Raw genomic sequence first — 21,218 nt, 5'->3', positions numbered from 1 at the left:
GCTTATTGAAAGAGCGTAATGGAAAAGCGGAGCGGCGTCAACCGCAAGGGACTGAAAAAACGGATAGGGGGAATGACAGATGGGATGCTACGTTCAAACCGAAGAAAATGTGAGTTTATTTGTCGAGGATATCGGGCAGGGACAGCCGATTGTTTTTCTGCATGGCTGGCCGCTCTGCCACAACATGTTTGAATATCAGATGAATGAACTGCCGAAAAAAGGGTTCCGCTGCATCGGCATTGATTTCCGGGGCTACGGCCAATCTGACAAGCCGTTTGAAGGCTATGATTATGACACGATGGCTGATGATGTGAAGGCCGTCATCTACACGCTGGAGCTGAAGGATGCGGTGCTCGCCGGGTTTTCGATGGGCGGTGCCATCGCCATCCGTTACATGACAAGACACGGAGGGGCGGATATTAAAAAGCTGATTTTAATGTCGGCGGCAGCCCCGGCATTTACAAAACGGCCTGATTATCCGTACGGCTTTCGAAAAAAAGACGTTGATGATTTGATTGCCGATTTTAAAAAAGACCGGCCGAAAGCGCTCGCGGATTTCAGCCGTATTTTCTTTGCGAAAAGCAAAACGCCGGAGTTCAGGGAATGGTTCCAGAATCTCGGTTTAAGCGCCTCATCCTACGGCACCCTTCATTCCGCCGCCGCTTTGCGGGATGAGGATTTACGCAAGGAGCTGATGGATATTACAGTGCCGACACTGATTATGCACGGCGTGAAGGATAAGGTCTGTTCCGTTCATTTTGCGAAGGAGCTGAAGCGGCGGATTCAAAGTGCGAGCTTCATTCCTTTTGAAGAAAGCGGGCACGGTATCTTCTATGAAGAAAAAGACCGTCTCAATGAAGAAATCACCCGGTTTGCCAAAGAATAACGCGTTAAAAGCCCTGATAAGAAATATTCTCTTATCAGGGCTTTCGCTTGCTCGGCCGGAAAGTCAGGCAAGTTTTTTATACATGATCAGATGCGGCCCGATGCCCGGAATGTCAAAGGTTTCGCCGATGCTTTTCCAGCCGAGCTTTTCATAATACCCTTTCACATGATATCTGGCATTGCACCAGACAAGCGCCGCACCCATATCTGTCAGTGTCCGTTCTGCGTATGCAATTAATGTGCTTCCAGCTTTTTGTGTGCGGTATTCCGGGAGAGTCGCCATTCCGCGCAGCTGATAGGCGGGTGTTTCCTTTAATGTTTTTTGTTCTTGCGGATAGAAAGAGGCGATGCTGATCAGCGTCCCTTCGAAAAACGCCCCCAGATGAAAAGCGCCTGCCACGTTGTCCTGATCATATTTGCAATCCTCAATGGTCTGGTGAGGGCGCAGTATTTTATGTCTGATATTGTACGTATCTTCTGCGGTAATGAATTTTACTTCAAGCATGGCCATTCTCCTTTATCTGTCTCTTTTTCTTAATCGTACCATGAAAAGGCCGCCTGTCACATCAGGCGGCCTCATTTTTACCCGTATCAATTTAAATAGACATTTGTCCGCTTTTCATCCTTTTGCTTAATATAAGTGGCAAGCTCGGACGTCAAATCAGAACGGAGAAAAGGGGTGATTAAATAGATTCCGTTAAACAGCTCGCACGCCGTGTCAAGGAGGGACTTGGCAATGGCAAGGCCTTCGGTTTTCTGCTTCTGTTTATCCTCTCCGGCAAGCGCCATTTTTTCGCGGATGCCGTCTGACAGCTTAATACCGGGGATTTCATGATGGATGAACTCCGCGTTGCGGCTGCTTGTTAACGGCATTATCCCGATATATACCGGTGTTTGAAGATGCTTCGTTTCCTTATGAATGTCAATGAGCTGCTGCTCTGAGTAGACGGGCTGGGAAACGAAATAATCGGCGCCGCACTCGATCTTTTTCTCCAGCCTTTTGACTGCCTTGTCAAGATGGCGGACATTCGGATTAAACGCGCCTGCCACGGAAAAACTGGTTTTTTTACCGAGCGGTTTTCCCGATAAGGAGATGCCTTCGTTGAACTGTTTAATCAGTCTGATCAAGTCAAAAGACGTTAAATCATAAACAGAGGTGGCCCCCGGAAAGTCGCCGATTTTTGAGGGGTCGCCCGTGATGGCTAAAATATCGGTCAGTCCGAGGGTATCAAGCCCCATTAAATGCGACTGAAGACCGATGATATTCCGGTCTCTGCATGTGATATGGACGAGAGAACGAATATCAAGCCGCTCCTTTAATAAAGACCCGCAGGCGGCATTGCTGATCCGGGGCGTCGCGAGTGAATTGTCGGCGAGCGTCAGCGCCTCAATTCCGGTTTCCTTTAATTCAGCTGCCGCTTGCAGAAATTTGTCAAAATTCAATTTCTTTGGCGGGTCAAGCTCCACAATAATCGAACGTTTTTTCGCGGCTATTTCATTTAATCCCGGTTCGGCCCGTTCATCCCGGACAGTGATTACCTCTTCTTCCCGTCTGATTTTCACCTCTTTTTCCGTGACGGGAAGAAGCCCGCGGACCGCTTCCGCCATTGCCCGGATATGGTTTGGCGTCGTACCGCAGCAGCCGCCGATAATCCGCGCGCCCTGCTTGCGGAATTCAACGGCGCTCTCACGGAAATAAGTGTTGTCTGTTTCATAAACAAGCCGGCCTTCTTCAAGAGACGGAAGACTGCTGTTCGGGTAGACGGATAAATAAGCGTCGCGGAAAATCGGCACTTCGGTGAGCGCTTCAATCATGTGATACGGGCCGAGACGGCAGTTAATGCCCGTTATATCAGCGCCGATGTCAGCAATCGACCTGAGCGCTTCCCCAAGCGGCGTGCCGTCCTGAAGCACACCTTGCTCGTGCATCGATACATTGAGCATGATCGGGAGTTCCGTTTCCTTTCTCGCGATCTTTAATACTTCACGCGCCTCCTCTAAATCATAATAGGTTTCTAACAGAAGGCCGTCCGGCTCTTCGTGCAGTAAGAGATACAGCTGCTCCCGAAAGCTGCGTTTGATTTCTTCAAGGCTGTAGGCGTTTTTGTTAAAGGTGCGGATGCCGCCCATCGTTCCCAGCACATAGGCGCCGTCTGAGGAGGCACGCGCGATTTTGACCGCCTCCTGGTTAATTTTTTTCGTCTCATCTTCCAGTCCGTATCTTGACAGCTTAATGTAATTCGCCCCGTACGTGTTCGTTTGAATAATGTCTGCGCCTGCCTCCACGTAAGCCTTATGTATCCGTTTGATTTCCTCAGGCTTTGACACATTCAGCTCCTCAAAGCACCTGTCAATGCCATAGGAATAAAGCAGAGTTCCCATCGCTCCGTCGCCGATTAAAATCCGATGCTGCAAATCTTCTAATAGTCCCATTATTTGCCTCCCTTATTCACATTCAGCAAGGAAAAAAGAGAAATAAAAAAAGTCTTCTTAAGAAGAAGACTTTTTGATCATTTGTCTCTCTTCTTATCTTCCAAGCTGTTTTGTAAGCTTGCTGGATTTAGCACCTTGGTCATGGTTTTAATAAACCATTACACCGGTTGCTGAAGCGTCGTCGGGCCAGTCCCTCGGCTTCTCTTGATAAGAACGTTCATTTAATTGTCATGGGTTTCCAAATGTTAACTCCGAAAATCCCTTTCTCCAAATTTACCGAAAATAGAGACAATAATCAATAGGAATCACACAATTTATCTAAAATTAATAAATTGAACATCAATCGGCAGGTCTGCCCCGCGGACAGCTGATATAATCTGCTGCAAATCATCTTTGTTTTTTCCGGTCACGCGCACTTGGTCATCCTGTATTTGTGATTTTACCTTCAAGCCGGAGTTTTTGATCACGGCATTGATTTTTTTCGCGTTGTCTTTATCAATGCCCTGCACAAGCTTCGCGCGCTGGCGCACCGTGCCCCCTGAGGCATTTTCGATTTTGCCGTATTCGATGTTTTTCGTCGGAACCTCGCGTTTAATCAGCTTGCCGCTAAGCACGTCTTTAAGCTGGTTTAATTTAAATTCGTCATCAGAAATCAGCACAAGTTCTTCTTTTTCTAATGTCACGTCACTTTTAGACCCTTTAAAGTCATAGCGGGTGCCGATTTCCTTCAGCGTCATTTGAATCGCGTTTTGCACCTCGGGAAATTCAACTTTGGATACAATATCAAAAGAACTTTCTTTTGCCATATGAAAACCTCCTATAACATTTCACTTATGTGTTGATTATAGTAGAATAAGGAGAAATGTCCAACAGCATAAAGCATGAATTTGTGTTTGTTGGAAAAAATGAGAAAAACAACAGCCTATATGGGCGAAGGCAGGAAGGACGATAACATGAGACCAGGGCAGCAGCTCACGTTGAGTATAGATCACCAAACCGATTTCGGGTATTTTTTAACGGACGGCGAGGATACGGTTCTTTTACATAACAGCGAAATCACAGAGGACATTGAAGATAAAGACGAAGTGGAGGTGTTTATTTACGTCGACCCACAGGAAAGGCTCGCCGCGACGATGAAAAAGCCGCTTATCAGCTTTTATGACTACGGATGGGTGGAAGTGACGGATAAGGTGGAGGATATGGGCGTATTCGTCGACGTCGGCCTCTCAAAAGACGCGCTCGTAGCGACAGAGCATCTTCCTCCGTATGAATCCGTCTGGCCGCAAAAAGGCGACAGGCTGTATTGCATGCTGAAGGTGACAAACCGAGGACGCATGTTTGCCAAACCGGCGCCGGAGGACATCATCAGCGAATTATTTTCGGATGCAGACGAAGAGATGATGAATAAAGAACTGACAGGCACAGTGTACAGGCTGATCGCTTCCGGCTCGTTCATTATTACTGATGAAGGAATCCGCGGGTTTATTCATCCTTCTGAAAGAAAGGAAGAACCGAGACTCGGCAGCCGTGTGACGGGACGTGTCATTCAGGTGAAGGAAGACGGTTCAGTCAATATGTCGCTTCTCCCGAGAAAGCAGGACGCTCTTTCCGTTGACGCGGAAGAGATTCTGACATATTTAAGATCGAGAAACGGCGCCATGCCTTACGGAGACAAAAGCCATCCTGACGATATCCGCGAGCGGTTCAATTTAAGCAAAGCCGCCTTTAAACGGGCGCTCGGCCATCTGATGAAAAACGGCAAAGTTTATCAGGAGGACGGCTGGACGTACGAAAAACAATAAATTTTCTGCAAAAACACCGGTGGATACCACCGGTGTTTTTTATTTCCTCTAAAACCACAATATCCCTGATTATCTTTCTCCTCATGTTTGTTTTCGATAAAAATAAATATTTTATTGAAATAAAATATCCTGACATGCAGACCGATATATAGAAAAAACCGTAAAGGAGATTTTCAATGAAAAAACTCGTGATATTTGCGGCTGTTCTGCTGATCGCACTCGGAGCAGCCGGATGTGCAAACAGCCAAACAGACGAAACGGCCGGGCGCACGACGAAAAAAATCGGCATGATGCTGACGGACAATGGGCTTGGCGACCAGTCCTTTAATGATTCCGGTTTTCAAGGCTTAATGAAAGCAAGAGACGAGCTCGGCATCACATTTGACTACAGAGAAATAAAGGATACCGGTACATATGAAAAAGGACTGACCCAGCTTGTAAAAGAAGGAAATGATCTTGTTGTGGGGCTTGGCTACAGCATGCAGCCAGATTTAGAGAAGGTCGCCAAAAAATATCCGAACCAGCAGTTTGTGCTGATTGATTCAGTGTCCGAATTGAAAAATGTCACCTCCGTTACCTTTAAAGAGGATGAGGGAAGCTATTTAGCCGGAGCGCTGGCGGCCATGACAACAAAAAACGGCACGATCGGTTTTATCGGCGGCTCAGATGCCGACGTCATTAAACGGTTTAAAAAAGGTTATTTGGAAGGAGCGAAATCAATCAAACCAAATATCCATGTCCTGTCTGAAATCAGCGGATCATTTGATAATGACAAGCTTGGGCAGCAGATCGCCAAACGAATGATTGATCAAAAGGCCGATGTTCTGTTTGCGGCGGCCGGTTTTACGGGTGTAGGGGCGCTGAAGGAAGCTGAAGCCGAAAAGAAATACGCGATAGGTGCGGACAGCGACCAGTATTACACTGCTGAACACGCCGTTATCTCCTCTTTAGTGAAAAACGTCGACCATGTGATTTATGAGCTGGCCAAAGATTTAAAAGACGGAAAGCGAATCAAAAGCGGCCAAATCGTTTACGGATTAAAAGAAAATGGCATGGATTTAGCCCAGATCAGAATCGTGAAGAATTCAGATAAGCTGACAAAAAAAATCGCTGATATGAAAAGCAAGCTGATCGAAAAGGGAGGGGAATGAACGTGACATTACGGACCAGACTTCTCGTTAATGCGGCCGTGACAATGATATGCTTTGCCGCAGTCATCGGTTTTACGATTATAAACATGATGAAGATTCAAGCTTCAAATGAAGATGAGGTTGAAGCGCTGTTAAGCGTCCAAGCGGCAAAGGCAGAACTCAATACTTTGAAAGAAAGCATCACAAGCTATTCCTACACGCTCGCCGATGCTCAGAAAGAGAGCGTCCGCACCTATATGAAAAACAGCTCCAGCCGGCTGAACGCGCTTCAAAAATCAATGACTGACCCGGCGGGAAAAGCCGCCTATGACAAGCTCGCCAAAAAATATGAAACATGGCAGACGGAGGCGATTGCGGCCCTTAATACAAAGAGTCCGGCCGAAGCGACAAGGACAGCCGCCCGTATTAACGGCCTGCTGAATGACATTTACATGCTCAATCTCGAAAGCCGCAGCCGTTATGTACAGATGCAGAAACAAACGGCCGATCAAATTCAATTTATCGTATACAGCGCAGCGGCGTTAACGATCGTGCTCCTTACCGTCACCGTGCTGTCATCCATCAGGCTGACGAAGAAAATTGCCGGGCCGATCCGCCGGATGGCCGAAAACGCCCGGCAGATCGCAGGCGGAAATCTGGCCGTTGAAAAACTGGATTACAAAGGCAAAGACGAGCTGAAAGAGCTGAATGATTCATTCGGAATCATGACAGAACAGCTCCGCACCTTAATCAAGGCGATCGGAGAGGTCGGCCGCGAAGTGGAAACATTTGCAGAAGGCCTGACGAAAGAAAACCAGACACTCACGGAAATGGCCGAGCAGGTGTCCGTATCAACGGAAGAAATGGCAAAAGGCTCACAAACCATTTCAGAAGACTTGCAGCATGCGGTATTATTTATTGAAAAAATGGATGAGCACGCAAAAGCGAACGCTGAGCGCTCAAAACAGACGACGGCAAGCAGTGAGGACACCATTTCAGCGGTGGCTGCAGGCCGAAGCGCTTTAGCAGAAACAAAACAAGCGATTGACAAAAGCAATGAAACGTCAAAAGAAATCTCGAAAGCTGCAAAATTGTTCATAGAACACGCGGCGGGCATCAATATGATGGCACAAACCGTTTCCGAAATTGCGGGCCAGACGAATTTGCTTTCATTAAACGCCGCGATCGAGGCGGCAAGAGCCGGAGTAGCGGGGAAAGGGTTTGCCGTCGTAGCGGAGGAAATACGAAAGCTGGCAGACGGCTCAACAAAAGCGACCGTGCAGATTTTCGATATGGTGAAGCAAATTGAAGCCGGCATCATTTCTATAACAGACGCCGTCAGCACCGGCGCCGCTTTAGCTGACAGGCAGCAGGCGCTGATGGATAAAACATCCGGCTCCTTTGCGCACATCGAACAGAAAGCCGCACACATTAAGGCGGAGCTTTCTCACTTAGACGGGCAGATCCGCGAATCGAAACAGCTTGGTGAGCAAGTGCTGCAGCATGCCGAAAGCATCAGCGCCGTCGTGCAGGAAACAGCTGCCGGAAGCGAAGAGATTTCAGCTTCAGCCCTCGAGCAGCTGTCATCCTTTACAAACATGACAGAAAGCGTCAATGCCTTGCGCAGCCTGACAGAACGGTTAAATGATCAGGTCCGCCGTTTTACATTGTAACGGAATTCCGCTCAATCCCTGATTTTTTGCTGCCTGACATGATTAACTTCTGAGTGAAACACAGATACTGAATATCATGTGTTTACATTCAATCTTTTTCGTGAAAGGTGAAAAAAGAAGGGAGGAATAGGGATGAATGAACAAATCCCGCATGAAAAGGGTCTTGATAACAGTCTGGCTTTATTGCGCGATGGATATGTATTTGTGAAAAACAGAGCGGAGAAATACCGCTCGGATGTGTTTCGCGCCCGTTTATTGGGGAAGACATTCATTTGCATGAGCGGAGCGGAAGCCGCAAAGCTTTTTTATGACACAGAACGATTTCAGCGGCAGCATGCCCTTCCCAAGCGGGTGCAGAAAACGTTATTCGGCACAGGGGCAATTCAGGCAATGGACGGCGAACGGCATAAGCACCGGAAGCTTCTTTTTATGTCGCTGATGACGCCGCCCCGGCAAAAACAGCTTGCAGAAGCTGCGGCAAAACAGTGGAAAGCATCTGCGGAAAAATGGAAGGATAGCGACCAAATTGTCCTTTTTGATGAAGCGAAGCAAGTGCTGTGCCGGGCTGCCTGTGATTGGGCCGGCGTCCCGCTGAAAGACTCAGAAGTGAAGGAGCGGGCGGAGGATTTCAGCGCCATGGTAGACGCATTCGGCGCTGTCGGTCCGCGTCATTGGAAAGGCAGAAGGGCGAGGCCGAAAACGGAGAAATGGATAGCAGAGGTCATTGAGGATGTGCGGTCCGGCAAGCTGCAAACGCCGGAGGGCTCGGCCCTGTATGAAATGGCTTTTCATACAGAGCCGGACGGGAGCAGACTTGATTCTCACATGGCTGCCGTCGAGCTTATTAATGTTCTGCGCCCGATTGCCGCCATTTCTTACTTCATTACGTTTTCCGCCCTGGCATTGCATGAACACCCTGAATATCGGAATAAGCTCAAGTCGGGAGATGATCAGGATGCCGAAAGATTTGTACATGAAGTGCGGAGGTATTACCCGTTCGCCCCGTTTTTAGGAGCGGTCGTGAAAAAGGATTTCATGTGGAAGAACTGTGAGTTTAAAAAGGGCGCATCCGTCATGCTTGACCTATATGGGACAAACCATGATCCCCGGCTTTGGGAGAATCCGAATGAATTTCGTCCGGAACGCTTTCAAGGGCGGGAGGAAAATGAGTTTGATTTCATTCCTCAGGGCGGAGGCGATCCGGCTCACGGCCACCGCTGTCCGGGTGAGGGAATGACCGTGGAAGTGATGAAGGCTTCCCTTGCGTTTCTCGCTAATGAAATAGAGTACAATGTTCCGCCTCAAGATTTGAGCTTCAGTCTGTCCAGAATGCCGGCACTGCCAGAGAGCGGATTTGTGATAAGCCATGTAAGACGAAAATAGAACACAAAACAGCCCTCTTCCTGAAAAAAGAGGGCTGTTTTTGTGATCACAGATGATCGGGTTTTTTTGAATCTTGTTTTTTGCCTGCCTGGCGGTTTTTTTCGGCAAGCCGGTTCTTTTTCTGATTAAGGGCGTTATTGTCAAGCGGTTTTTTATCATCGTCTTTCATTCGGCAAAGCCTCCCTTCCTTTCCTCTTAGGATGCCCGGCCGCATTTGAAATTATGGCTTTAAGAAAAAAATCGCAAGCGTTCCCGGCCCGGAATGAGCGCCGATGGCTGACCCGATTGAATGAAGAATAACCTCTTTCGGCTGAAACGCTTCTTCGATCTGCTGTTTCATGCTGAGAGCGGTATCTTCATTATCGGCATAGCTGATTCCCACGGTTTGGCTCTCCCAATCTCCGCCTTCCTCTTTCATCATCTCAATAATCCGCTTAAACAGTTTCTTCTGCCCCCGCATTTTTTCGAGCGGAACAAGCTTGCCGTCTTCCACATGCAGAATCGGTTTAATATTCAGCAGCCCGCCGACAAAAGCGGACGTTTTGGAAATTCTGCCGCCCCTCGCAAGGTAGGCTACATCATCCACTGTAAAAATGTGCTTCATATGTGCGCAAAAGTTCTTTACAGACGTTTCGATTTCTTGTATTGTATTCCCGTTAACACAGAGTGTTTGAGCGTGCATAACCGCAAGGCCGCATCCTAATGAAGCGCACTGGGAATCGACGATCCGCAAGTCAAAATCGGGGAATTCCTCTTTTACTTCATTGGCGACCATCACAGCCGTCTGATAGGTGCCGGAAAGGCCTGAAGAAAAGGCGAGATAAAGCGCCGGCTCTCCCAGTTTTGCGTATTGCAAAAACACATTTTTAATAGTTTCCGGTGATGCCTGGGACGTTTTCGGAATTTTTCCATCATGCATTGCTTTAAATATATCATCCGCCTGAATGGTGACCGCGTCTTCATATTCTTTGCCGTCAAGTGACACATTAAGCGGAATAAACCCAATCTGGTTCGCCTCAAAATAAGAATTCGGCAAATCAGAGGCGCTGTCAGCAATAAGGTGAACTGTCATCATAATTCCCTTCTTTCCGGTATTCCTCAAAATATGAGAGATATGCCAACTATATCATATAAATTTGGCAAAATTGTGTTCAAATATTTGTTTTAAGGGAAAAGCTAATAATGAAAATGAGCGGAGGAGCAAGCTATGGTACTTGAACAATCAAAAAAATTAGCAATCGTCGTCATCGGCGCGTTTCTGAACGCGGCCGGGCTGAATTTATTTCTCATTCCGGCGAATGTGTATGCGAGCGGCTTTACCGGAGTCGCACAGCTGTTATCAAGCGTCGTTGACCAATACGCCCCCTTTTATATTTCGACAGGAGTGCTCTTGTTCCTCTTAAATATTCCGGTCGGCGTTTTAGGGTGGCTGAAGGTCGGAAAGTCATTCACGATTTACAGCGTGTTAAGCGTCGCGCTGACCACCGTCTTTATGGGGATTCTGCCCGAAAAAAGCCTGTCGCATGATATCCTTTTGAATGCGGTATTCGGAGGGGTGATATCTGCTGTAGGGATCGGGATTACGCTGAAATACGGCGCATCAACGGGCGGTCTCGATATTGTCGCGATGGTGCTTGCGAAATGGAAGGATAAACCGGTCGGCACGTATTTCTTCATCTTAAACGGGATTATCATTTTGACGGCAGGATTATTGCAAGGATGGGAGAAAGCATTATATACCCTTGTCACACTGTATGTCACAACAAGGGTGATTGACGCCATCCATACCCGCCACATGAAGCTGACCGCCATGATCGTCACGAAAAAAGCCGAAGAAATCAAAGAAGCGATTTACGGAAAAATGGTCCGCGGCATTACGACAGTGCCGGCAAAGGGCGCTTACACAAACGAACAGAAAGAAATGATGATCATCGTCATCACACGGTATGAACTGTACGACTTAGAGAAGATCGTAAAAGAAGTCGATCCGAAAGCCTTCACGAACATCGTCCAAACGACTGGGATTTTTGGTTTCTTCAGAAAAGACTGATAGGAGCGGATAGAATGAAATGGCTGTTTGGCCTGTTTTTCCCGGTCATCTTATTGATCGGGTGCAGCAGTCAATCCGGGCAGAAGGAGCCCTCTGAGGAGGTATCAGGAGAGATGAATGAACAGCAAGTTGAATTGGCCGTTAATCCTGTGCAGACTGATCACCAAATTGAGTTTCAAATGTCCTTAAAAAACAAAGGCGCAAATCCGATTGACTTTACATTCAGCTCAGGACAGAAGTTCGAATTGACCGTACATGATCGGCAGAACAAAGAGCTGTACCGTTATTCAAAAGACAGAATGTTTACTCAGGCGTTCCAGACCGTCACATTAATGCCGAATGAAACGTATGACTTTTCAGATGTATGGAAAAACGTACCCGGTCCGGGGACATATACGGTGACGGTGACATTTTTAGGAAAGTCCGATCAGATCGGAAAAAGACTGAAAACGGTAAAAACATTTGAAGTGAAATAAAAGAAAAGCGGCGGCTTGGTTGAAAACCAGCGCCGTTTTTTTGTTTAAAAGAAAAACCTGCGGAATCCCGCAGGTTATTGCAATTTCTCCAGCTGATCCTGAAATTGGTGCAGCTGCTGACGTTCTGCATCTGTCGAATTGGCGTACGCGGAAGATACGGCATTTTTAGCCCGTAAGACGGCTTTTTGCCGGTCGCCGTCTTCGGAACCGTTCGCAATCATGACAGCCTGCTGGACAAATGACTTTGCCTGAGAAAACAATTCGTTTCTCATTAATAATCGACCTGTCTTTCCGCTGTTTCTTTTGCGCCGTCATGCTGCGCATCCGCTAATGTAGACCGATATGGAAATCTTGCGTCATGTAGGCTGACAGAGTCCTTGCCTTGCTGAATAAACCGTTTTGATTTGTTTCGTTTACCCATTGCAATTTCCCCCTTCCATACTTTGACGAGATGAGTCGTCTCTTTTAGTATGGACGGGCTGCGGCGGGTTATAAGTGGGAAAAAATTAATATCGCTTCCTATAGTGAAAAATAGTCCTTCAAAAACCGGGCGATGCCGTCCGCTTCGTTTGTATCCGTGATGCGATCCGCCGCCTGTTTTGCTTCATCCGTTCCGTTTCCCATTGCCACGCCGCATCCGGCAAATCGGAGCATTTCCAGATCGTTATCTTCATCGCCGAATGCAATGATCCGCTCTCTCGGAACTTGATAATAGTCGCTGATTTTCTTCAGCCCGACTGCTTTGTTCATGCCGTGCTTAATAATTTCAATCACATGCCACGGAGCGGCCCATCTTCTGTGGTCAATCACTTCGGCGTGGACATCGGATAGATGTGCCCGTATGTCCGCAACATCCTCTTCCTTTGCGTGGATTAACACGGACGTCACATCCTCTTTTACAGTTTCGCGCAAATCACCGAACGTGACACGCGCCATGTTCATATGAAAGGCCTCGATTAAATGCTCATCATGGTAATGGAAATAAACGTCATCAATGACTTCTGCAAGCACGTTATGTATCTGATAAGTATCGGTGAGATCAGCGAGCTGCTTAACCACGTCAACAGATAAAGACGTGTGGTAGCGGCCCCATGAATCGTCTTTCGGATGATGGACAAATGCCCCGTTAAAATTGACAATCGGCGTTGTAAGCTCCAGCTCTTCGTAATACATCGAACTGGAACGGAACGGGCGCCCCGTTGAGATGCAAATATGGTGACCGGCCTCTTTGAGCAATCGGATCGTCCGGGCTGTTTCATGGGATATGGTTTTATCATCTTTTAGCAAGGTTCCGTCTAGGTCTAAGGCAATGATATAAGGTTTTGTCTCCATACATAACTCCTTCAATCATATATTTTGCTGCTTTTCTCTTATGTACAGTGTAGCTTTTTACCATCTTTATTGTCTACATGTTACACTTATGATTATGGTTATTCTAAGGAGGGAGTCATCGTGATTCAAATTGATCATCAAACCGTATCAGACATTCCGTTTTTACATATTGTAAAAGAAGAAAACCGAGACCGTGCCGTCCCTCTCGTTTTCTTTATTCACGGATTTACAAGCGCCAAGGAGCATAATCTTCATTTTGCCTACCTGCTTGCTGAAAAAGGGTTCAGGGCAGTGCTGCCGGAAGCCCTTTACCACGGGGAACGCGCTGAACAATTATCGGCAGAAGAGCTTTCTGTTCATTTTTGGGATATCGTCTTAAATGAAATCGGCGAGCTACGTGTGCTGAAGGAGGACTTTGAAGCGCGGGGTCTTATCGAGGAGGGGCGAATCGGGCTTGCGGGTACGTCGATGGGCGGCATTACGACACTAGGCGCCATGGCTGCGTATGATTGGGTCAAAGTCGGCGTCAGTCTGATGGGAAGCCCGAATTACACGGCGTTTTTTCAGCAGCAGATTGACCATGTACAACAGCAGGGAATGGACATTAACGTCAGCCAGGAGAAAGTCGATAAACTGTTTGAGCGCCTGAAAACGTTTGATCTCAGCCTGCAGCCTGAAAAATTACGCAATCGTCCGCTGTTATTTTGGCACGGGGTCAAAGACAAAGTCGTTCCGTATGCGCCGACCCGCGGCTTTTATGAAACAATCAAACCGCATTATAGCGAACGGCCTGAGCTTCTTCAATTTATTAAAGACGAGCGGGCGGATCATAAAGTGCCCAGACATGCCGTATTAGAAACCGTCGCATGGTTTCATAAGCATTTATAGAGCACAAAGGTGTTAAGATAAGCAGGTTTTGCGTTATACTGAGGAAAAAGGAGTGATGGAAACGTGGAGGAAGCATTAAAAGAAAACATCATGGGCGCCTTGGAGCAGGTCGTTGACCCTGAGCTCGGCGTCGATATCGTCAATCTCGGCCTTGTATATGACGTTGATATGGATGATGACGGCCTGACGCACGTCACAATGACATTGACATCAATGGGATGTCCGCTCGCCCCGATTATCGTCGATGAGGTGAAAAAAGCCCTCGCCGATATTCCGGACGTAAAAGAGACGGAAGTTCACATCGTGTGGAACCCGCCATGGACAAGGGATAAAATGTCACGTTACGCGAAAATTGCATTAGGCATTCAATAATAAGAAAGGCAGCCTGTTTCGGGCTGCCTTTTTTTCCAATATAGAAGGAGTGAGAGCCGTTGATGTATCTGTTAGCCGTTATTTGCCCGCCGCTTGCCGTACTGTTTTCCGGCCGGCCGATTCAAGCCGTATTAAACCTGATTCTGACCGCTTTCTTTTGGCTGCCGGGCGCCATTCATGCCTGCTTTGTCGTCGCGGACCGGCGCGCTGAAAAAAGAGCGAGGCGCTAAAAAAACCCGATTGCTCCATCATTCGGGTTTTTTTGCGGTTTCGGGATAAAAAGGAAAAAAGAGGGCGCGGGCGTGTTATAATAGACCGGCTGCATTCAGGGGGGACGCCATGAAGAAAAAAACACTTCTATTCACCCTATGTGCCGTCTGTATTTATACGGTGCTGTTCGCCTTTTCTGTTTACCACAAAGATAAAGAGCGGCAAAACGGAACCATGACGGATGTGAGCCGGCTGATGCCCGTAAAAATTAAGCAGACGGTCAAGGGAAAAGAAAAAGAGACGCTGATCGAAACGATAAACGAAGCAAAGCGCAAGCATCTGAAAATTTCAATCGCCGGCGCCCAGCATTCAATGGGCGGTCAGACCTATTATGAGGATGGCATTGTTCTCGATATGACGGGCTATAACAAAATACTCGGACTCGATCAGAAGAAAAAAATCATCACAGTGCAGGCGGGAGCGACATGGAATGATATTCAGCGCTATGTCAATCCGTACGGACTTGCGGTAAAGGTCATGCAATCACAAAATATCTTTACGGTCGGCGGTTCACTGAGCGCCAATGCCCACGGACGGGATATCCGGTACGGCTCGCTGATTGATACGGTCAAATCCTTTCATCTTTTGCAGGCAGACGGCAAAGTGATTACTGTTACACCGAAAGATGAGCTGTTTTCTGCCGTCATCGGAGGCTACGGGCTGTTCGGCGTCATTCTTGATGCCGATATTGAACTGACTGACGATGAGCTCTATCAAATGCAGACGAAGCGTATGAACGCTGATACATACAGTCAATATTTTATCAAAAACGTTCAGCACAACCCTGCGGTCCGCATGCATCTTGCCCGGATTGCAACCGGAGAAAAAGGCTTTTTGCACGATATGTATGTGACCAATTACACACTGGCCGAAAACCAGCAGGAATTAAACCAGTACGATGAACTGAAAGAAGACGAACATCCGTCGCTGACGAAGTTTGCGCTCGGTCTGTCCCGCCGGTATGACTGGGGGAGAAACTGGCTCTGGTCGGCACAGCAATCCTATTTTCTCAGTCAAAACGGCACGAAAATCACAAGAAACAACGTGATGCGGTCAGAGTCCAAATTTTTAGAATATGAAAACGGAGACAATACCGACGTGCTTCAAGAATACTTCGTGCCCGTCCGCGAATTTGCACCGTACATCGATGATTTGCGGCAGACATTGTCACATGAAGACCTGAATCTTGTGAACATTACGATCCGCTACGTGCAAAAGAATGAAAAAGCCGATCTGTCATACGCGAAGGATGACATGTTTTCGCTCGTCCTTTTAATTAATGAAGGATTTTCAAAAGCGGATCAGGCGGATACGGCGCGCATCATCAGAAAAATGACGGATACGGCATTGCAGCATCACGGCAGCTATTATCTTCCGTATATGCTGTATCAAACGAAAGAACAAATGCAGCGGGCCTATCCGAAAAGCGATACGTTCTTTCAGAAAAAACGGAAGTATGATCCGGACGATCTGTTTATGAATTACTTTTACCAGAGGTACAAAACATGAAACGCGATAATTTAAAATGGCTGATTCTTTCTCAAAGCAGCGTCTTTTTTGCCAGCAGCTTGATCTTTCCTTTCTACATTTTATTTATTAAAAACATCGGCTCCAGCTACACGCAATTCGGTCTGTCGTACGGCTTGTTCGGCTTAAGCGGGGCGCTGATCCATCCGCTGCTCGGCCGCCTGTCGGCAAAAGTGGAATCCCGGTACTTTCTCATGGCCAATTCATGGGGCATGGCGGTGCTTCTGCTTACGTTCCCGCACATTACCGACGTGTATCAAGTTTACATTGTTCAGGTTTTGCTGGGGCTGTTCGGAGCGATGCAAAAACACGGCGAAAAGATTTTGATCGCCGATTATACCGACAGCGGAGAACGAGGCAGAAAAATCGGCAGCTATCATTTCTGGACTGCCGTTTTTTCCGCGGCGGCCATCATCCTTGGCGGCTTTCTCGCTGATTTTTTTACGGTGCATATCATTTTTTACGCCAGCTCGATATTGTTTTTTATAAGCGGACTGATGATGAAAACAGGCTGATAGATTCAGTCTGTTTTTTTATTTTCTGCTGCTGTAATCGAGGCAGCGGCACCCTTTTCTGAAAATCCCTGCTGAGAGGGATTTTTTTATCCGGAAATATACTTGGAAAATGGATGAAAAAATATTAAATATACAATTGAATTAATTTTTATTCATGTTATAATGTTAAATAATTTCACAAAAACCAAGAAGGTGAACTCGTTGAAAATAGGAATAATAGGCGCAACTGGTTACGGAGGCGCCGAGCTTGTCAGGATTCTAAATCATCACCCTTATGCAGAAGAATGTATATTATATTCATCGAGCGGAGAAGGGAATGGATATACTGATTCATATCCGCATTTAAGGAATCTGACAAAACAATCACTCCAGCCCATTCATATAGAAACGATCCGAAAAGAAATAGATGTCATGTTCATGGCAGCGCCTCCCGGTGTTTCCGGCGAGTGGTCGCCGCAGCTTGCGGCAGCGGGAATCCCTGTCATTGACCTCTCAGGCGATTTAAGGATTCAAAACCCCGCCGTGTATGAAAAGTGGTATAAGCGGAAGGCCGCGCCGAAAGAAACGATCCAAAATGCGGTGTACGGCTTAGCCGAGCTTCAAAAAGAAGAGATTCAAACGGCAAAGCTGATCGCCAATCCGGGATGTTTTCCGACGGCCGTGCTGCTCGGACTCGCCCCGCTGGCGCAGAAAAAGCTTTTGCATGATTCATTTGTCATTATCGATGCGAAAACCGGAGTGTCCGGAGCCGGCCGAAAAGCGTCCATGGCCGCACATTATTCTGAGATGAATGATAATTTCAAGATTTATAAAGTCAATGAACACCAGCATACACCTGAAATTGAGCAGCAATTAACGGCATGGCAGCCGAGTTTGAAACCCGTTACTTTCTCAGCGCATCTGGCGCCGATGACAAGAGGAATTATGGCGACGATCTATACGGAAGTAACGTCAGACATGTCTTCCGCACAACTAAGAGAGCTGTATTCGGAATTTTACCAAGATTCATATTTTGTGAGAATCAGGCCGGAGGGTGAATACCCGGCGACAAAAGAAGTGTACGGCAGCAATTTTTGCGATATCGGTGTCACCATTGATGAAAGAACAAACCGGGTCACCATCGTTTCTGTCATAGATAACCTGATGAAAGGCGCCGCAGGCCAGGCGGTCCAAAATTTAAATATTATGAATGGCTGGAAGGAAGAAACAGGGCTTACGATGACGCCAGTCTATCCATAAAACAGGAGAGGAATTCTGAATATGATTCAACTGAGTCAGGAAATAACGAAAGTCAAAGGCGGCGTATCCTCGCCAAAAGGATTTGAAGCAAAAGGCGTTCACTGCGGATTGCGTTATTCAAAAAAAGACCTCGGCGCGATTATCAGCGAGACGCCGGCAGCAAGCGCCGCAGTTTATACGCAGAGCCATTTTCAGGCCGCTCCGCTTAAAGTGACGCAAGACAGCCTCAAAAAAGGAGCGGTGCTGCAGGCGGTTATCGTGAACAGCGCGATTGCCAACGCCTGCACCGGAGATCAAGGCTTACAAGACGCCTATCAAATGCGGGAAAGCTTCGCCGGGCTGCTCGGCATTGAACCGGAGCTTGTTGCCGTTTCATCGACGGGCGTCATCGGTGAGCTTTTAGACATGAAGAAAATCCAGACCGGCATTGAGCTTCTGAACGCAGCGCCTGCGGTGTCCGGCGCTTTTGAAGAAGCGATTTTGACGACGGATACGGTCATTAAACAGACGTGTTACGAGCTGATGATCGGGGGTCAAAAAATAACGATAGGCGGAGCTGCAAAAGGCTCGGGAATGATCCATCCCAACATGGCCACCATGCTCGGCTTTGTCACGACAGACGCGGCTGTGGAAGAACAGGCTCTGCAAAAAGCGCTGCGGGAGGTCACAGACGTTTCCTTTAATCAAATCACCGTTGACGGAGAAACATCGACGAATGACATGGTGCTTGTGATGGCAAACGGCTGTGCCGGAAATGAATGCTTAACGGAGCAGCATCCGGACTGGCCGGCTTTTAAAAAGGGCTTAAAGCTTGCCTGCGAAGACCTTGCCAAAGAGATTGCCAGAGACGGCGAGGGGGCGACAAAATTAATTGAAGCCCAAGTCGAGGGAGCGAAAAACAATCTGGAAGCAAACGTCATTGCCAAAAAAATCGTCGGCTCAAGCCTTGTTAAAACCGCCGTTTACGGCACCGACGCCAACTGGGGCCGCATTATCGGCGCAATCGGACACAGTGCAGCCAGCGTAACGGCCGAACGAGTGGAAGTATTTCTCGGAGGGCAGTGCCTGTTCAGAAACAACGAGCCTCAGCCGTTTTCAGAAACCGATGCGAAGGAATATTTAACCGGCGGCGAGATTGTGATCGCGGTCCGGCTGCATGAAGGCGACGGACGCGGCCGGGCATGGGGCTGTGATTTAACCTATGATTATATCAAAATCAATGCGAGCTATCGCACGTAATAAAGGGGAGCGGCATGAAGAAAACCATTGTTTTTAAATGCGGGGGAAGTGTCATTCGCGAGTTATCCGCCGCTTTTTTTCAAAATGTAAAAGAACTCATGCAAGCGGGCTGGAACATTGCCATCGTTCATGGAGGCGGCCCGGAAATAACAAATATGCTGAAGAGATTAAATATTGAAACAGAATTCGTCGGAGGCCAGAGGAAAACCACCAAACCGGTATTAGAAGTCGCAGAAATGGTGCTGTCAGGAACGGTCAATAAATTTTTTGTGGCGGAGCTTGCCAGAAACGGATTAAAAGCTGCGGGTATATCGGGAAAGGACGGCGGTCTTCTGAAGGCGTCCTACCTGGACCAGGACAAATACGGCGAAGTGGGCGAGATCACTAACACCGACCCGTCGATGATTCAAGCTTTAATGAAAGACGGCATCATCCCCGTCATCGCCCCGCTTTCTATGACGAATGAGTTTGAAACGCTGAACGTAAACGCAGATGTGGCGGCTTCAGCCGTAGCTGCGGCATTGAACGCCGATAAGCTCATGTTTGTCACCGATGTCGAAGGGATTAAAAACGGCCAAAACCGGCTCGATGTCCTGACGCCGCAAGAGGTTCAGTCACTCATTAATGAAGGAGTGATTTCAGGAGGCATGATTCCGAAGGTGAAATCGGCTTTATCAGCTTTGAACGAAGATGTGCCGGAAGTCATGATCGTAAATGGAAAAGGAGCGTTTTTTACAGACCGCACCTTCCAAGGGACAAAAATCGTCAAGGAAAAGGAGATTATGTCATGAGCAGCTTATTTCAAACCTACAGCCGCTGGCCTATCGATATTAAAAAAGCGAAAGGAACGATCGCGGAGGATCAAAACGGAAAAACGTATCTCGACTTTATCCAAGGTATCGCCGTTTCCAATCTCGGGCATTGCCATGAGGCAGTGACAGAAGCAGTCAAAGAACAGCTCGGCAGCGTCTGGCATGTTTCCAACCTATTTGATAATTCTCTTCAGGAAAAAGCCGCGGCGAAGCTTGCTGAGCACAGCGCGGGCGATCTTGTTTTCTTTTGCAACAGCGGGGCGGAAGCTAATGAAGGAGCAATTAAACTCGCACGAAAAGCAACGGGAAAAACAAAAATCGTCACATTCAATCAATCCTTCCACGGGCGTACTTATGCGGGAATGGCCGCTACAGGCCAAGACAAAATCAAAGCCGGCTTCGGCCCGATGCTCGAAGGCTTTCATTCTCTTCCGTTTAATGATCCGTCTGCATTCAGCACGCTGGAGGAGGAAGAGGATATTGCCGCCGTCATGCTTGAAATGGTGCAGGGAGAAGGCGGAGTCCATCCCGCAGACCCGGAATTCATCGCCGCTGTACAGATATTTTGCAATGAGAAAAAAGCGCTGCTCATCATAGACGAAATTCAAACCGGAATCGGCCGGACGGGCAAAGCATTCGGCTATGAGCATTTCAGCCTCAGCCCGGATATTATCACGGTTGCCAAAGGCTTAGGAAACGGCTTTCCGGTTGGAGCCGTCATCGGTAAAAAAAAGCTGGGAGAAGCCTTTACGCCGGGCTCTCACGGCACGACTTTCGGCGGAAACAAGCTTGCAATGGCAGCGGTGAATGCGACGCTCCAAACCGTTTTTCAGCCGGACTTTCTCCAAGAGGCGGCGGACAAAGGCCGTTTTCTTCAAGCACAGCTGAAAAGTGAGCTGACAGGTCCTTTTGTAAAACAGATTCGCGGAAAAGGATTATTAGTCGGAATTGAATGCGCCGGTCCTGTTTCCGGCATTATCGGAGATCTGCAGGAGCGCGGCCTTTTGGTGCTTCCGGCCGGCCCGAATGTCATCAGGCTTCTTCCTCCGCTTACGGTATCTAAAGAAGACATCACAACAGCCGTCAGCAAACTGAAAGAAGCGATCGAAGCGCATTCCGCGGTCAATCAATAATTTTTTTTAGTTATGATGGTATAAAAATTCATTTATTTAATTAATTATTCATCAAGAGG

General features: G+C 47.6%; 24 protein-coding genes and 1 riboswitch. Of the genes, 16 read left to right on the top strand and 8 right to left on the bottom strand.

Going from position 1 to position 21,218, the window contains the following annotated elements:
* Positions 1–79: 79 nt before the first annotated feature.
* Positions 80–886 (top strand): alpha/beta fold hydrolase, encoded by an 807-nt coding sequence (locus KY305_RS07155; protein ID WP_223061952.1) that lies wholly within the window; start codon positions 80–82, stop codon positions 884–886.
* A gap of 63 nt (positions 887–949) precedes the next feature.
* Here KY305_RS07155 and KY305_RS07150 read toward each other — a convergent pair whose 3' ends face one another.
* From KY305_RS07150 to KY305_RS07140, 3 genes are all read right to left on the bottom strand, one after another.
* Positions 950–1,390, bottom strand: coding sequence for a GNAT family N-acetyltransferase (locus tag KY305_RS07150; RefSeq protein ID WP_223061951.1), 441 nt, complete (start codon positions 1,388–1,390; stop codon positions 950–952).
* A gap of 86 nt (positions 1,391–1,476) precedes the next feature.
* On the bottom strand, positions 1,477–3,318 hold the full coding sequence (locus tag KY305_RS07145; RefSeq protein ID WP_223061950.1) for a bifunctional homocysteine S-methyltransferase/methylenetetrahydrofolate reductase: 1,842 nt from the start codon (positions 3,316–3,318) through the stop codon (positions 1,477–1,479).
* A 90-nt stretch (positions 3,319–3,408) separates the two neighbouring features.
* A riboswitch (SAM riboswitch) is annotated at positions 3,409–3,532 on the bottom strand.
* 100 nt (positions 3,533–3,632) lie between these two features.
* Positions 3,633–4,124, bottom strand: a complete 492-nt coding sequence (locus KY305_RS07140) for a YajQ family cyclic di-GMP-binding protein (protein WP_061521780.1) — start codon at positions 4,122–4,124, stop codon at positions 3,633–3,635.
* Between the two features lie 99 nt (positions 4,125–4,223).
* Between KY305_RS07140 and KY305_RS07135 the strand changes: the two genes are divergently transcribed.
* The 4 genes from KY305_RS07135 to cypC all read left to right on the top strand — a co-directional run bounded on the left by KY305_RS07135 (position 4,224) and on the right by cypC (position 9,306).
* Positions 4,224–5,120, top strand: coding sequence for a CvfB family protein (locus KY305_RS07135; protein ID WP_223062128.1), 897 nt, complete (start codon positions 4,224–4,226; stop codon positions 5,118–5,120).
* A 176-nt stretch (positions 5,121–5,296) separates the two neighbouring features.
* Positions 5,297–6,271 (top strand): BMP family lipoprotein, encoded by a 975-nt coding sequence (locus tag KY305_RS07130; protein WP_223061949.1) that lies wholly within the window; start codon positions 5,297–5,299, stop codon positions 6,269–6,271.
* Between the two features lie 2 nt (positions 6,272–6,273).
* Positions 6,274–7,923, top strand: a complete 1,650-nt coding sequence (locus KY305_RS07125; protein ID WP_223061948.1) for a methyl-accepting chemotaxis protein — start codon at positions 6,274–6,276, stop codon at positions 7,921–7,923.
* Between the two features lie 132 nt (positions 7,924–8,055).
* Entirely contained in the window at positions 8,056–9,306 is a 1,251-nt protein-coding gene (cypC, locus tag KY305_RS07120; protein ID WP_223061947.1) for a CYP152 family fatty-acid peroxygenase CypC, read from the top strand.
* A 46-nt stretch (positions 9,307–9,352) separates the two neighbouring features.
* Here cypC and KY305_RS07115 read toward each other — a convergent pair whose 3' ends face one another.
* Positions 9,353–9,475, bottom strand: coding sequence for a DUF3941 domain-containing protein (locus KY305_RS07115; RefSeq protein WP_214800895.1), 123 nt, complete (start codon positions 9,473–9,475; stop codon positions 9,353–9,355).
* A gap of 51 nt (positions 9,476–9,526) precedes the next feature.
* A complete protein-coding gene (locus KY305_RS07110) occupies positions 9,527–10,378 on the bottom strand; it encodes a DegV family protein (RefSeq protein WP_223062127.1) in 852 nt (283 codons plus the stop codon).
* Between the two features lie 135 nt (positions 10,379–10,513).
* Here KY305_RS07110 and KY305_RS07105 point away from each other — a divergent pair, with 135 nt between their 5' ends.
* Positions 10,514–11,356 (top strand): YitT family protein, encoded by an 843-nt coding sequence (locus KY305_RS07105; protein ID WP_223061946.1) that lies wholly within the window; start codon positions 10,514–10,516, stop codon positions 11,354–11,356.
* Between the two features lie 14 nt (positions 11,357–11,370).
* Positions 11,371–11,832: a BsuPI-related putative proteinase inhibitor gene (locus tag KY305_RS07100; RefSeq protein WP_223061945.1), complete on the top strand. Its 462-nt coding sequence runs from the start codon at positions 11,371–11,373 to the stop codon at positions 11,830–11,832.
* A 74-nt stretch (positions 11,833–11,906) separates the two neighbouring features.
* Here KY305_RS07100 and KY305_RS07095 read toward each other — a convergent pair whose 3' ends face one another.
* The 3 genes from KY305_RS07095 to KY305_RS07085 form a co-directional block, all read right to left on the bottom strand.
* Positions 11,907–12,104 carry a DUF3813 domain-containing protein gene (locus tag KY305_RS07095; protein ID WP_223061944.1) on the bottom strand — a complete coding sequence of 66 codons (198 nt, stop codon included), beginning with the start codon at positions 12,102–12,104 and terminating at the stop codon, positions 11,907–11,909.
* Positions 12,104–12,253, bottom strand: coding sequence for a hypothetical protein (locus KY305_RS07090; RefSeq protein WP_214800902.1), 150 nt, complete (start codon positions 12,251–12,253; stop codon positions 12,104–12,106). The genes KY305_RS07095 and KY305_RS07090 overlap by 1 nt, the downstream gene beginning before the upstream one ends.
* Before the next feature lie 98 nt (positions 12,254–12,351).
* Positions 12,352–13,164 carry a Cof-type HAD-IIB family hydrolase gene (locus tag KY305_RS07085; protein ID WP_223061943.1) on the bottom strand — a complete coding sequence of 271 codons (813 nt, stop codon included), beginning with the start codon at positions 13,162–13,164 and terminating at the stop codon, positions 12,352–12,354.
* Between the two features lie 120 nt (positions 13,165–13,284).
* Here KY305_RS07085 and KY305_RS07080 point away from each other — a divergent pair, with 120 nt between their 5' ends.
* From KY305_RS07080 to KY305_RS07040, 9 genes are all read left to right on the top strand, one after another.
* Entirely contained in the window at positions 13,285–14,052 is a 768-nt protein-coding gene (locus tag KY305_RS07080; protein ID WP_223061942.1) for a prolyl oligopeptidase family serine peptidase, read from the top strand.
* 63 nt (positions 14,053–14,115) lie between these two features.
* Positions 14,116–14,424, top strand: coding sequence for a metal-sulfur cluster assembly factor (locus KY305_RS07075; protein WP_003155088.1), 309 nt, complete (start codon positions 14,116–14,118; stop codon positions 14,422–14,424).
* A 59-nt stretch (positions 14,425–14,483) separates the two neighbouring features.
* Entirely contained in the window at positions 14,484–14,654 is a 171-nt protein-coding gene (locus tag KY305_RS07070; RefSeq protein ID WP_214800911.1) for a YqaE/Pmp3 family membrane protein, read from the top strand.
* 109 nt (positions 14,655–14,763) lie between these two features.
* A complete protein-coding gene (locus KY305_RS07065) occupies positions 14,764–16,203 on the top strand; it encodes an FAD-binding oxidoreductase (protein WP_223061941.1) in 1,440 nt (479 codons plus the stop codon).
* Positions 16,200–16,736: an MFS transporter gene (locus KY305_RS07060; protein WP_223061940.1), complete on the top strand. Its 537-nt coding sequence runs from the start codon at positions 16,200–16,202 to the stop codon at positions 16,734–16,736. Before KY305_RS07065 ends, KY305_RS07060 begins: the two co-directional genes overlap by 4 nt.
* Positions 16,737–16,937: 201 nt before the next feature.
* Positions 16,938–17,975 (top strand): N-acetyl-gamma-glutamyl-phosphate reductase, encoded by a 1,038-nt coding sequence (gene argC, locus KY305_RS07055; protein ID WP_223061939.1) that lies wholly within the window; start codon positions 16,938–16,940, stop codon positions 17,973–17,975.
* 21 nt (positions 17,976–17,996) lie between these two features.
* Positions 17,997–19,214 (top strand): bifunctional ornithine acetyltransferase/N-acetylglutamate synthase, encoded by a 1,218-nt coding sequence (gene argJ, locus KY305_RS07050; RefSeq protein ID WP_223061938.1) that lies wholly within the window; start codon positions 17,997–17,999, stop codon positions 19,212–19,214.
* A 14-nt stretch (positions 19,215–19,228) separates the two neighbouring features.
* Positions 19,229–20,005, top strand: a complete 777-nt coding sequence (gene argB, locus KY305_RS07045; protein ID WP_223061937.1) for an acetylglutamate kinase — start codon at positions 19,229–19,231, stop codon at positions 20,003–20,005.
* Positions 20,002–21,159, top strand: coding sequence for an acetylornithine transaminase (locus KY305_RS07040; protein ID WP_223061936.1), 1,158 nt, complete (start codon positions 20,002–20,004; stop codon positions 21,157–21,159). The genes argB and KY305_RS07040 overlap by 4 nt, the downstream gene beginning before the upstream one ends.
* The last annotated feature ends 59 nt before the right edge of the window (positions 21,160–21,218 follow it).

Source organism: Bacillus sp. YC2, from assembly GCF_019891195.1.
Classification (GTDB): Bacteria; Bacillota; Bacilli; order Bacillales; family Bacillaceae; genus Bacillus.
The sequence above is the reverse complement of the archived record's forward strand: the minus strand, read 5'-3'. Positions and strand labels throughout refer to the sequence as shown.